This window comes from Actinokineospora xionganensis (assembly GCF_014323725.1).
Lineage (GTDB): Bacteria > Actinomycetota > Actinomycetes > Mycobacteriales > Pseudonocardiaceae > Actinokineospora > Actinokineospora xionganensis.
Genome location: NZ_JABVED010000013.1, coordinates 17,666 through 29,851, shown reverse-complemented (window position 1 = coordinate 29,851; position 12,186 = coordinate 17,666). Strand labels below are relative to the sequence as shown.

Sequence of the window (12,186 nt, the reverse complement as noted above, 5' to 3'; positions counted from 1 at the left end):
CGCCACGCTAGGACGGCGCGGACCCGGCCGGAGATGATCAGCGACGGACGGTGTCGGCTCGGGGACGAACGGTCGACGAGTGGACGAGAACGGACCGCCGTCGCCTAACATCAACCCATGTCAGTGCCCGCGCAGCCACAGGTGCGTCCGCCCCGGCGGCCGTGGCCACCCTGGGCGCGCACCGACGCGGCTTCGGTGCTCGGCACCGCGCGGCAGATCGCCGACGACCTGGCCGATGGGCTCTCTGGGCCGCGGGTGCGGGCGGTGGCCCGCGGCGTGCGACTGCTGCTCGATGTGGACGGTGTCGCCCTGGCCGACCTGTCGGGCCGCCCGGTGTGGGCGGGCACCGCCGCCCCGCAAGACCGGGTGACCGTGCTCGTCCAAGAGGTCCTGCACACCGACACCCGCGCGGGCCGTGCGCCGCTCCTGGCAGTTCCCCTGCACGTGCACGACGAACTCGCGGGCGTGCTGGTCGTGTCCGGCCAGATCCGCGCCGGGGCCGTGCGCGAGGTGGCCGACTGGATCGTCGCCGCGCTCGAACGGGCCCGCCTGGAGGTGTCCGCCGAGTACGCCGCGCAGGCGGAGCTGCGGGCACTGCGCGCGGAGATGTCGCCGCACTTCGTCTACAACGCGCTGACCGTCATCGCCTCGCTCGTGCACTCCGACCCGGAGCGGTCCCGCGAGCTGATGCTCGACTTCGCCGACTACAACCGGTACAGCCTGGCCAGCCATGGCGAGTTCACAACCGTCGCCGACGAGTTCCACGCCATCGAGACCTACCTCGCGCTGCAGCGGGCCGTGCTCGGCGACCGTCTGCGCGTTCAGATCCGGGTGGCCCCCGAAGTTCTCGCGGTCACCATCCCGTACCTGGTGTTGCAGCCATTGGTGGAGAACGCGGTCCGGCACGGGATCGAGCCCCGCGCGGGCGACGGGGTCGTACAGGTCCGCGGCGAGTCGGAGGGCAACGACTGCGTGATCAGCGTGGAGGACGACGGGGTCGGCATGGACCCGTCGGTCGCCGAGGCGATCCTGGCCGGGCACGGGACCACGGGCAGCATCGGACTGGCCAATGTGGACAGACGGCTGCGCAACGTCTACGGCGCCTGGTACGGACTCGTCGTGGAGACCGCGCCCGAGGCCGGGACCAGGGTTGTCGTGCGGGTGCCGGTGTTCCAGCCCGGGGTGGCCACATGAGCGGCATGCGGGTGCTCGCCGTCGACGACGTCAAGGCGGCGCTGGACGAGCTGTGCAGGCTGCTGCGCGACGCGCCCGAGGTGGCCGGGGTGGCCGCCGCGGGCGACGCGCTGACCGCGCTGCGGATGATCGAGGGCGGCGAGTTCCATGCGGTGTTCCTCGACATCTCCATGCCAGGCATGAACGGCCTCGAACTGGCGTCGCTGCTGTCCAAGCTCAGCAAGCCGCCGGTGATCGTGTTCGTCACCGCCTACGACGGGCACGCGGTGTCCGCCTACGGCATCGGCGCGGTCGACTACCTGCTCAAACCCGTGCGGGCGGAACGGCTGGCCACCACCCTGAGCCGCGTCGCGCGAATGGTCACGCCGGTCGAGATCCCGGAGCCCGTCTCCGCGCCGGACGACACCAGCCCGGCCAAGCCCGACGCCATGCCCGTGCTGCCGGTGGAGAGCGAGGGCCGCATCCGCTACGTGCGCCGCGGCGACGTCGAGTTCGTCGAGGCGCAGGGCGACTACGTGCGGCTGCACACCCGCGGCGGGGTGCACCTGGTGCGGATGCCGATCTCACGGCTGCTGGAGTACTGGGAGGGCGCCGGGTTCGCCCGGGTCCACAGAGGATTCCTGGTGGCCATCGACGCGGTCCGGGAGCTGCGCAGCGACGCCGTCGGCGGCATGCTGGCGCACACCGACCTCGGCGACGTCCCGGTCAGCCGTCGCCATGCCCGTGAGCTGCGGGAACGGCTTCTGCACGCGGCCCAGCGCGGCGAGTTGGGCGGGCGGGGCTGATGCCCTCGCGGCGGGTCGCGGTGACCAGTCCGCAGACGCGGATCGCGCACGCCCGCCGCCGGGTTCACACCGCGTGGCGCCCGCCCGCGCTCGACCCGGACGACGTCCAACGGGCGATGCGGGTCTACGCCGTTCAGCGCAGGCGCGCTCTGCTTCCCTTGGTGCTGCTGGTGTCCCTGCTGCTGGGCATCCCGGCGGTCCTCGCCGCGTGGCCCGCGCTCGACGACGTCCGGCTGCTCGGCATCCCCGTGTCGTGGCTGGCGATGGGCGCGCTGCCGTACCCGCTGATGGTGGGGATCGCGGCCTGGCAGCTGCGCCGGGCCGAGCGGGCCGAGTCCGCCGACGAAACCGCATGATCGCCTTCCTCTCCGTCGCCCCGGTCGTGCTGGTCACGCTGCTGATCGGGTTGCGCGGCATCGCGGCCATGCGCACCACCTCGGACTTCCTGGTCGCGTCCCGACGGGTGTCGCCGTTGCTGAACTCGGCGGCGGTGTCGGGGGAGTACCTCTCGGCGGCGTCGTTCCTCGGGATCGCCGGTCTCGTGGTCAAGGACGGCATGGGCGCGCTGTGGTACCCCGTCGGGTTCACCGCGGGCTACGTCGCGATGCTGGTCCTGGTGGCCGCGCCCATGCGCCGCTCGGGCGCGCTGACGGTGCCTGACTTCGCGGTCGCGCGGCTCGCCTCCCATACGCTGCGCAAGCTGTCGGCGGTCGTCGTCCTGGTGATCGGTGGGCTCTACCTGGTGCCGCAGTTCCGCACGGCCGGGCTGGTGCTGTCGGCGGTGAGCGGCAGCCAGTACTGGGTGGGTGTGGTGATCGCGGCCGCCGCTGTGAGCATCACTCTCGCGCTGGGTGGGATGCGCGCGGCGACCTACGTGCAGGCGTTCCAGTTCTACCTCAAGATGCTGCTGTTCATCGTGCCCGCGGCCTGGCTGCTCATCCAGGTCGGTCCCGAGGTGCGGCACGAGGCGGTGCACCCCGTGGAGTTCACCCATTTCGCCAAGGACACCCCGGTCGACTTCCAGCTCGACGTCACCCTGGAACTGCGTGAGCCCACCACGGTCATCGGCCGCGACGGCAGCCGCGAGACCCTGCCGCCGGGGGAGCTGCGGGCGACGTCCGGGAGCACCCTGGTCTTCGCCGAGGGGACGGCGGTGCCCCAGGCCCGCGGGGGCGCCGCGCCTGGCGGGCCGGGCTGGCAGCGGCCGCTGCTCGACCTGCGCCACGCCGGATACCCGCTGTTGGGGACTTGGGCGATCCTGATCGCCACCATGCTGGGCACGATGGGGCTGCCGCACGTGCTCGTCCGGTTCCACACCAGCCCGGACGGCCGCGCGGCCAGGCGTACCGCCGCGATCACCGTCGGGCTGCTCAGCATCTTCTACCTGTTCCCCGGCATCTACGGCACGCTGGCGAAAGTCCTGGTGCCGCAGCTCTACCTGGCGGGAACCACCGACACCGCCGTGGTCGCCCTGCCGTCCCAAGTGGAATCCGGTGGCTGGGGTGATGTGTTCACCGGCCTGCTCACCGCGGGCGCGTTCGCCGCGTTCCTGGCGACGTCGCTGGGCCTGCTGCTGGTGGTGTCCGGCGCGATCGCCCACGACCTGCTGCCCGGCGGGCTGAACCGGTTGCGGGGCACGGTGTTCGCCGCCGCGGCGGTCGTGGTGATGCTGGCGCTGCCGTCGGCGCGGATCGACGCGGGCGTGCTGGTCACGTGGGGGTTCACCGTCGCCGCGTCGACCTTCTGTCCGCTGCTGGTGTTGGGCATCTGGTGGTCCAAGCTGACCAAGGCGGGCGCGCTCGCGGGGGTCACCGTCGGTTTGCTGGCCTCGGCGGGAGCAATCGCCGTTACTCTGTTCGGCGGAGAACTGACTGGCTGGCAAGCGATTCTGGTCGCCCAGCCCGCACCGTGGTCGGTGCCGCTGGCGTTCGCCACCATGATCGGGGTGTCACTGTTCGGCCGTCCGCCGTCGTGGGCGGCGGCCGCGATGCTGCGCCTGCACCTGGGCGAGGAGCAGCACGCCCGACCGGGGCCAGGACGTGACCTGGGCCACTTGTCTTGGCAGGCGCGCCGTTCGTCCGCCGTTCGTCGCATCACTCGACGTCTGGGCCGCTGAGCGGATCTCGCGGGTCCTGATCTTCCTACGGTCACGGGTAACCCGAATCCCCGTTGACGGAGGCCCGCAATGACCATCACAGACCCCGCGGTCGGTCCACCGCAGCATCCGGCCTGGACGGAGATCCAGCAAAGTCCTGAGTTCGGGTCGCTGCGCAAGCGGTTGCGCGGGTTCGTCTTCCCGATGACCGCGCTGTTCTTCCTCTGGTACATGGCGTACGTGCTGCTCGCCGACTACGCGCACGGCTTCATGTCCATCAAGCTGTGGGGCAACATCAACGTCGGGCTGGTGTTGGGACTGCTGCAGTTCGTCTCGACGTTCGCCATCACGATGCTGTATGTCCGGCACGCCACCAAGAACCTCGACCCGGCCGCGGAGAAGATTCGCAAGGAGATCGAGGGTGAAGACGCATGAGCACTCAACTCGCCGCCGAGGTCTCCGGCAACCCGGTCCTGAACATCGGCATCTTCGGCGTCTTCGTCGCGATCACCATGGTCATCGTCTTCCGCGCCAGCCGCACCACCAAGACCGCGGCTGACTACTACGCGGGCGGGCGTTCGTTCACCGGCCCGCAGAACGGTGTCGCCATCGCGGGCGACTACCTGTCGGCGGCGTCGTTCCTCGGCATCGCGGGCGCTATCGCGCTCAACGGCTACGACGGCTTCCTGTACTCCATCGGCTTCCTGGTGGCCTGGCTGGTCGCGTTGCTGCTGGTGGCGGAACTGCTGCGCAACACCGGCAAGTACACGATGGGCGACGTGCTCGCCTTCCGGATGAAGCAGCGCCCCGTGCGCGCCGCGGCAGCGACGTCCACTTTGGTTGTCTCGTTCTTCTACCTGCTGGCGCAGATGGCGGGCGCGGGCGGACTTGTCGCGCTGCTGCTGGGAATCAGCGGCAAGACCGGGCAGTCGGTGGTCATCACCCTGGTCGGCGTCATCATGATCATCTATGTGCTGGTCGGCGGGATGAAGGGCACCACCTGGGTGCAGATCATCAAGGCCGCGCTGCTGATCACCGGTGGGCTCGCGATGACGATCTGGGTCCTGGCGAAGTTCGGCTTCAACCTGTCCACCTTGCTTGGCGCCGCTGTCGACGCGGGTGGCGCGAACGGTGAGGCGCTGCTCAACCCGGGCAACCAGTACGGCAAGTCGGAGACCAGCAAGCTCGACTTCATCTCGCTGGGTCTGGCGCTGGTGCTGGGAACCGCGGGTCTGCCGCACATCCTTATGCGCTTCTACACCGTGCCCACGGCGAAGGAAGCGCGCCGCTCGGTCGTGTGGGCCATCTGGCTCATCGGCATCTTCTACCTGTTCACCCTGGTGCTGGGCTACGGCGCGGGCGCCCTGGTCGGTCCGGAGGCCATCAAGAACGCGCCCGGCAAGGCCAACTCGGCCGCACCGCTGCTGGCGCAGGCACTTGGTGGACCGGTGCTGCTCGGCCTGATCGCCGCGGTCGCGTTCGCCACGATCCTGGCCGTGGTGGCGGGTCTGACCATCACCGCGTCGGCGTCGTTCGCACACGACATCTACGCCAACATCATCAAGAAGGGCAAGGTCGACGACAAGGCCCAGGAGGTGCGCGTCGCCCGGATCACGGCGGTGGTGATCGGCCTGGTCGCGATCGGCGGCGGAATCGTCGCGAATGGACAGAACATCGCGTTCCTGGTGGCCCTGGCCTTCGCCGTGGCGGCGTCGGCGAACCTGCCGACCATCGTGTACTCGCTATTCTGGAAGCGCTTCAACACCAGCGGCGCACTATGGAGCATCTACGGCGGTCTGGTGTCGAGCATCGTTTTGATCATCTTCTCGCCCGCGGTGTCCGGCAAGCCCGCGACGGCCTCGACCCCGTCGATGATCAAGGGTGTCGACTTCCACTGGTTCCCCCTGGAAAACCCGGGCCTGGTGTCGATCCCGCTGGCCTTCTTCCTCGGCTGGCTCGGCACGGTGCTGTCGAAGGGCGGCACTGACGCGGAGAAGTACGCGGAGATGGAGGTCCGAGCCCTGACCGGTGCGCACGCCGAAAAGGCGACCGCGCACTAGCGAGACCCGGGGGTGCGCCATCCGCGGAGGACGGCGCGCCCCCGACCCATGCCTGGCTTCTTTGTGGTGCGATGGCGAAGGTTCGGTGTGGTCAGACGCGGTCGATGAACGCTGTCGATCGCCGACCAGCCCGGATCGCAACGGGCCGAACCACCCAAAACAGGCACTCACCCGCCGGCCCGCCAAGCCGCCAAACCCAAGTCGCAAGTCGGTGAAGCCATAAGCCCCACCCACCTGCTGGTCAGGATGGCTGATACCACCCGAGCGCTGTCACTATTGCGCCGTGCATATCCCAGCGCTGCTCGAAGCCATCCACACCGAGGTCTCCGAGGCCGTCCCACATGGAGCCCCGGCGGACTACATTCCCGCGCTCGCCGGGGTCGACACGACGAAGTTCGGGATCGCGGTGGCCGACATCGACGGCACGGTCACCGGGGTGGGGGACTGGGAGACGCCGTTCTCCCTGCAGAGCATCTCCAAGGTCTTCACCCTGGCCATGGTCCTGGCCCGCGACGAGGAATCGCTCTGGGACCGGGTCGGCAAGGAGCCCTCCGGCAACCCGTTCAACTCGCTGGTGCAGTTGGAGAACGAAGCCGGCATCCCGCGCAACCCGTTCATCAACGCAGGCGCCATGGTCACCACCGACCACCTCGCCTCCATCGTCGGTGACGCCGCCGCTGAGCTGCTCACCTTCCTGCGGGCCGAGAGTGGCAACCTCGCCGTTCGCGTGGACACCGAGGTCCGCGACTCCGAGATCACCCAGAGCGACCGGAACCTGGCCCTGGCGCACTTCATGGCGTCCTACGGCAACATGCGCAACCCCGTCGTGACGGTCGCCGACCAGTACGTGCGACAGTGCGCGATCATGATGAGCTGCCGCGACGTCGCCCTGTCGGGACTGTTCCTGGCCCGCCATGGCATGCGCGCCGACGGCAGTCGGCTGCTGACCCGCAGCCAGGCCAAGCGGCTCAACGCGATCATGCTCACCTGCGGTACCTACGACGCCGCGGGCGAGTTCGCCTACCGCGTCGGTGTGCCTGCCAAGAGCGGCGTCGGCGGCGGCATCCTGGCGGTGATCCCAGGCCGGTGCACCATCTGTGTCTGGAGCCCCGGCCTGGACACCCACGGCAACTCGGTCCGGGGCGTCGCCGCCCTGGACCGGTTCACCACGCTGACCGGCTGGTCCGTGTTCTAGGCATGTCGTCCACAGGACACGACCTAGCCGAGGTATCCGCCCATGTTGCGAAAGTAGTCGGTGGCGGCGAGTTCGCGGTCGTCGTCAGTGCGGACTCGTTCGATGACCAGGCCCGGGCTCTGTCCACGCCGGGCCTCGGGGCCCGCGACGATGACCACGCCGTCGCCCTCGCGGATGAAGACCCGGCCCGGGGTGCCGCCGTAGCGGGCCCGTGAGACCGACGCCTCGACGATGCGCAGCCGCTTTCCGTTGTGGAAGGTGAAAGCGTTCGGGTACGGGTCGGACTGGGCGCGGACCAGTCGGTCGAGTTCCTCGGCCGACCAGGTCCAGTCGATGCGGCTGTCCTCGATCGCGCGCTTGTGGAAGAACGTGGCCTTCGACCGGTCCTGCGGGGTCAGCATCGCGGTGCCGGAGGCGATGAGGTCGATCGCCTCGGTGACGACCGGCGCGATCAGGTCGACCGTCTTGTGGAACAGGTCGGTCGTGGTGTCGCGGGGACCGACCGGGATGGACCGCTGCAGGACGATCGCGCCCGCGTCGAGGTCGTCGTCCATCATGTGCGCGGTCAGGCCCACTTCCTTCTCACCGTTGATGAGGGCCCAGATCAGCGGGGAGAAACCCGCGTACGCGGGCAGCAGCGAGTCGTGCACGTTCAGGGTGCCGTGCCGGGGGAGGGTGAAGATCTTCGGCGGGATCCAGGTGCGCCAGTTGTTCGCCACGATCAGGTCCGGCTCGAGTTGCTGCAGCCGCGACATCACGTCTTCGTCCGGCCGCGTCTTGAGCATGACCTCGACGCCGTGCGACGTGGCCAGGTCGGCGACCGAATCGGACCAGATCTTCTCGTAGGCGTGGTCGGACCGCGGGTGGGTCACCACCAGCACGACCTCGTGCTCCGACTGGAGCAACGCCTGCAGAGTCCGGTGACCCCACGTCTGGTACCCGAACATGACCACCCGCATGGGCGTTTCCTCCTCGTGGTGCACGTCACCCGGTCGGGCGAAGCTGAGCCTAACTTAACTTAGGTTAGGGTGACCTTTGTTCGGGTACCGCCACTAGGGGATGGGTAGGTCACAGATGCGGGTCGATACACCGGTCTACGACGTCGTGGGCGTGGGCTTCGGCCCGTCGAACCTGAGTCTCGCGATCGCTCTCACCGAGCACAACGCGACGGCGGCCACGCCCCTCACCGCGCGGTTTCTCGAGCGCCAGCCGAAATTCGGCTGGCATCGGGGGATGCTCCTCGACGACGCGACGATGCAGGTGTCGTTCCTGAAAGACCTGGTCACCCTGCGGAACCCGACCAGCGAGTTCAGCTTCGTGTCGTACCTGCACAGCCGCGGCAGGCTCATCGACTTCGTCAACCACAAGAGCCTGTTCCCGCTGCGCGTCGAGTTCCACGACTACTTCGAGTGGTGCGCGGCGAAAATGGCCGACCAGGTGCTCTACGGTCAGGAGGTCGCCGCGGTGAACCCGGTCGTGGTCGACGGGACGGTGGCGTACTTCGACGTCGTGTCCCGGCCCACCGTCGGCGGGGAGCCGAAGACCGTCCGGGCCCGCAACCTGGTCCTGGCCACCGGTTTACGGCCCAACCTGCCCGACGGCGTCAGCCCGGGCGAGCGGATCTGGCACAACAGCACACTTCTGCGCGACATTGACCACGTCCCCGATGCCGCGAAACGCTTCGTCGTGGTCGGCGCGGGTCAGAGCGCCGCCGAGGCGACCGCCTTCCTGCACACCAAGTTCGGCGAGGCCGAGGTGTGCTCGGTGTTCTCCCGCTTCGGCTACAGCCCGGCCGACGACAGCGCGTTCGCCAACCGGGTGTTCGACCCGGCCGCGGTCGACGAGTACTACCTCGCGCCGGAAGAGGCCAAGCGCAAGATCATGGACTATCACGCGAACACCAACTACTCCGTCGTCGACATCGACCTCATCGACGACCTTTACAAGCGGATGTACCAGGAGAAAGTCCTCGGCAAGCCGCGGCTGCGCATGTTCAACGTGTCCCGCCCGGTCGACGTCGCCGACCTCGGCGACCGCGTGCGGGTCACCGTCGAGTCGATGACCTCCGGTGAGCGCACCGTGCTCGACGCCGACGTCGTCGTCTACGCCACCGGCTACCGCGGCGACGATTCCCTTGCCCTGCTTGGCGATCTGGCGGGCGAGTGCGCGCGTGACGACCAGGGCAGGCTCCAGGTGTCCCGCGACTACCGCGTGCGCACCTGCGCTGACGTCGCCGCCGGGATCTACGTGCAGGGCGGGGCCACCGAGCACTCGCACGGCATCACCTCGTCGCTGCTGTCGAACAACGCCGTGCGGTCCGGGGAGATCCTCGACGCGATCCTGCGCGGAGACCGGGCTCTGGTTCCCGCCGCGGAACTCGCCCTGAGCACGCTCGGCTGATCCGTTCGGCCGACCGGGCGGGCGCGCTTTTGGTTGTATGGGCGCATGCCCGACGATGTGCTGATCCTCCCGCTCGACGATCCGGCCGCTGACCTCGCCACAGTCGGCGGCAAGGGCGCTTCCTTGGCGCGTCTGGCCCGCGCGGGCCAGCCGGTGCCACCCGGCTTCCACGTCACGACCAGCGCTTACCGGGCATTCGTGGCGGCGGGCGGCGAGATGCCGCCAGGGGTCGCCTCGGCGATTCTGGCCGCGTATGGCGAAGGGCCGGTCGCGGTGCGGTCGTCGGCGACCGCGGAGGACCTGCCCGACCTGTCGTTCGCCGGCCAGCACGACACGTTCCTCAACGTCACCGGGCCCGACGCGCTGCTCGACGCGGTCGCCCGCTGCTGGGCGTCGCTGTGGACCGAGCGGGCCGTCGCCTACCGGGCGCACAACGGCGTCGAGACCGACGGCGTCGCCCTGGCGGTGGTGGTGCAGGAACTCGTGCCCGCGGACGCCGCGGGCGTGTTGTTCACCGCCAACCCGCTGACCGGCGCGCGCGGCGAACAGGTGATCAACTCCGCCTGGGGTCTGGGCGAGGCCGTGGTGGGCGGCGTGGTCACCCCGGACACGCACGTCGTCAGCGACGGAAGGGTGCTCGGGCGTGAGATCGCCGAGAAGACCGTGATGACCGTGCGCACCGCCGACGGCACCGGCGACGAGGCGGTGCCCGAGGACCGCCGCCGCGCCCCCGTCCTCACCGACGCGCAGGCCATCGAACTCGCGGCGCTGGGGACTCGGATCGAGAACCTCTACGGCACACCGATGGACGTCGAGTGGGCGCTCCACAATGGACGGTTCAGCGTTCTGCAGGCGCGCCCGATCACCACGCTGCGGGTCGAGCCCGAGGTGTGGAACGACAGCCTCGGCGGCGACTACCTGTGGACCTGCGTGAATCTCGGCGAGGCCGTGCCGAGCGTGATGACCCCGGCCACCTGGTCGGTGGTGAAGATCCTCTCCTCGGCGAAGGTCGGGGAGTACCGGATCACGGGCAACCTCGGCGGCCGGTTCTACCTCAATCTCAGCGTCTCCACGGCCGCCGCGAGCGCTGTCGGGCTGGGCAAGATCGCCCGCCGGGCCGGTGAGCAGACCCTCGGCCGCCTCCCCGACGGCGTCGAGATCCCTCCGCTGCCGATGTCACGCCTCGCGGTGCTGCGCGCGGCCGTGCCCTTCGTCCGCGAAGCCATCGCCTACCGCAAGCGGCTGCCCCAGCTCCTCGCCGAGACACCCGCCCGGTGCGCGTCCCTGCACGAGCGGATCCGCGCGGCGCGGCGGCTCGACGAGTTGGCCGCGCTGTGGCGCTCCGACCTCGACACACTGCTCCGCGAGACCTGCCGAATACTCGACGCGGGCGCCCGCGGCGCCGGACCCGACAAGGTCCAACGGCGGCTGACCAAGCTGGTCGGCCCCGATGACACGACCGCGCTGCTCACGGGCCTGCAAGGGGCGGGTGGCGAGCTGGCCAGCCTCGGTCCGCTGCTCGGATTGGCCCAGCTGCGGCGCGGCGAGATCGACCACGACACCTACGCCGCTACCTGGGGCCACCGCGGCCCCGACGAGTTCGAGCTGTCCGAACCGCGCCCCGCCGAGGATCCGGCCTGGATCGACCGGCTCCTCGACCGCGTCGGCGACCTCGACCCGGACACCCTGCTCAAGCGCCAGGCGGCGACCCGCGACGAGGCGTGGGCCCGGCTCGTCGAGCGGCACCCGGGGAAGGCGGCGGCGATCCGCAAGGCGGTCGGCAAGGCGGCCGACGTGGCCAGGGCACGCGAGCGGGCCCGCTCGGAGATGGTGCGCGCCTTCTGGGTGCTCCGCGCGTTCGTGCTGCGTGCCGGGGAGCTGACCGGCCGTGGCGACGACCTGTTCTTCCTCCCGGTCGACGACATCGTCGCGGTCCTCGACGGCGACGAGTCCCGGTTGGCGAGGGTCCCGGCCGCCCGCGCGGCCTACGACCGCTACGGCGCGCTGCCCGCGTACCCGACGCTGATCCGCGGCCGGTTCGACCCGGTCGCCTGGGCTGCCGATCCGAACCGTCGCACGGACCTCTACGACGAGACCGCCGAGCACGCACCGATGGGCGAGGAGATCACCGGCTTCCCGGGCGCGGCGGGCATCGTCACCGGCACCGCCCGCGTCGTGTCCACTGTGGAGGAAGCGGAAGCGCTGCGGGAAGGCGAGATCCTGGTGACCGCGGTGACCAACGTCGGGTGGACGCCACTGTTCCCCCGGGCCGCGGCGATCGTCACCGATGTCGGCGCCCCCCTCTCGCACGCCGCGATCGTCGCCCGCGAACTCGGCATCCCGGCGGTGGTCGGCTGCGGCAACGCGACCGCCCGGCTGTCCACGGGCGACCACGTCCGTATCGACGGCGGAAAGGGGACAGTCACACTGGTGGGCGAACCCGACCGCTAGGAGAGC

At 69.9% G+C, this 12,186-nt stretch carries 10 protein-coding genes; 9 read left to right on the top strand and 1 reads right to left on the bottom strand.

From position 1 onward, the window contains the following. The first annotated feature begins 117 nt into the window (after positions 1-117). The 7 genes from GPZ80_RS21950 to GPZ80_RS21920 all read left to right on the top strand — a co-directional run bounded on the left by GPZ80_RS21950 (position 118) and on the right by GPZ80_RS21920 (position 7,329). Entirely contained in the window at positions 118-1,194 is a 1,077-nt protein-coding gene (locus GPZ80_RS21950) for a sensor histidine kinase (protein WP_187222889.1), read from the top strand. Continuing rightward, positions 1,191-1,979 carry a LytR/AlgR family response regulator transcription factor gene (locus GPZ80_RS21945; protein WP_187222888.1) on the top strand — a complete coding sequence of 263 codons (789 nt, stop codon included), beginning with the start codon at positions 1,191-1,193 and terminating at the stop codon, positions 1,977-1,979. Before GPZ80_RS21950 ends, GPZ80_RS21945 begins: the two co-directional genes overlap by 4 nt. Then, positions 1,979-2,335, top strand: a complete 357-nt coding sequence (locus GPZ80_RS21940) for a hypothetical protein (RefSeq protein ID WP_091382217.1) — start codon at positions 1,979-1,981, stop codon at positions 2,333-2,335. Before GPZ80_RS21945 ends, GPZ80_RS21940 begins: the two co-directional genes overlap by 1 nt. Then, complete coding sequence (locus GPZ80_RS21935; RefSeq protein WP_187222887.1) at positions 2,332-4,095, top strand: sodium/solute symporter; 1,764 nt, start codon at positions 2,332-2,334, stop codon at positions 4,093-4,095. Before GPZ80_RS21940 ends, GPZ80_RS21935 begins: the two co-directional genes overlap by 4 nt. A gap of 69 nt (positions 4,096-4,164) precedes the next feature. Then, entirely contained in the window at positions 4,165-4,509 is a 345-nt protein-coding gene (locus GPZ80_RS21930) for a DUF485 domain-containing protein (RefSeq protein WP_187222886.1), read from the top strand. Continuing rightward, positions 4,506-6,134 carry a monocarboxylic acid transporter gene (locus GPZ80_RS21925; RefSeq protein ID WP_187222885.1) on the top strand — a complete coding sequence of 543 codons (1,629 nt, stop codon included), beginning with the start codon at positions 4,506-4,508 and terminating at the stop codon, positions 6,132-6,134. The genes GPZ80_RS21930 and GPZ80_RS21925 overlap by 4 nt, the downstream gene beginning before the upstream one ends. Positions 6,135-6,417: 283 nt before the next feature. Further along, positions 6,418-7,329 carry a glutaminase gene (locus GPZ80_RS21920; protein ID WP_187222884.1) on the top strand — a complete coding sequence of 304 codons (912 nt, stop codon included), beginning with the start codon at positions 6,418-6,420 and terminating at the stop codon, positions 7,327-7,329. A 23-nt stretch (positions 7,330-7,352) separates the two neighbouring features. Here GPZ80_RS21920 and GPZ80_RS21915 read toward each other — a convergent pair whose 3' ends face one another. After that, positions 7,353-8,288: a methionyl-tRNA formyltransferase gene (locus tag GPZ80_RS21915; RefSeq protein WP_187222883.1), complete on the bottom strand. Its 936-nt coding sequence runs from the start codon at positions 8,286-8,288 to the stop codon at positions 7,353-7,355. A 115-nt stretch (positions 8,289-8,403) separates the two neighbouring features. Between GPZ80_RS21915 and GPZ80_RS21910 the strand changes: the two genes are divergently transcribed. Continuing rightward, positions 8,404-9,729 (top strand): lysine N(6)-hydroxylase/L-ornithine N(5)-oxygenase family protein, encoded by a 1,326-nt coding sequence (locus tag GPZ80_RS21910; protein WP_187222882.1) that lies wholly within the window; start codon positions 8,404-8,406, stop codon positions 9,727-9,729. 45 nt (positions 9,730-9,774) lie between these two features. Next, entirely contained in the window at positions 9,775-12,180 is a 2,406-nt protein-coding gene (locus GPZ80_RS21905) for a PEP/pyruvate-binding domain-containing protein (RefSeq protein ID WP_187222881.1), read from the top strand. Positions 12,181-12,186: the final 6 nt, after the last annotated feature.

Excerpts from the sequence above, each read along its gene's own strand:
- GPZ80_RS21910 (WP_187222882.1), top strand. The coding sequence starts at position 8,404 with ATGCGGGTCGATACACCGGTCTACGACGTCGTGGGCGTGGGCTTCGGC.
- GPZ80_RS21925 (WP_187222885.1), top strand. The coding sequence starts at position 4,506 with ATGAGCACTCAACTCGCCGCCGAGGTCTCCGGCAACCCGGTCCTGAAC.
- GPZ80_RS21935 (WP_187222887.1), top strand. The coding sequence starts at position 2,332 with ATGATCGCCTTCCTCTCCGTCGCCCCGGTCGTGCTGGTCACGCTGCTG.
- GPZ80_RS21930 (WP_187222886.1), top strand. The coding sequence starts at position 4,165 with ATGACCATCACAGACCCCGCGGTCGGTCCACCGCAGCATCCGGCCTGG.
- GPZ80_RS21940 (WP_091382217.1), top strand. The coding sequence starts at position 1,979 with ATGCCCTCGCGGCGGGTCGCGGTGACCAGTCCGCAGACGCGGATCGCG.
- GPZ80_RS21945 (WP_187222888.1), top strand. The coding sequence starts at position 1,191 with ATGAGCGGCATGCGGGTGCTCGCCGTCGACGACGTCAAGGCGGCGCTG.
- GPZ80_RS21905 (WP_187222881.1), top strand. The coding sequence starts at position 9,775 with ATGCCCGACGATGTGCTGATCCTCCCGCTCGACGATCCGGCCGCTGAC.
- GPZ80_RS21915 (WP_187222883.1), bottom strand. The coding sequence starts at position 8,288 with ATGCGGGTGGTCATGTTCGGGTACCAGACGTGGGGTCACCGGACTCTG.
- GPZ80_RS21950 (WP_187222889.1), top strand. The coding sequence starts at position 118 with ATGTCAGTGCCCGCGCAGCCACAGGTGCGTCCGCCCCGGCGGCCGTGG.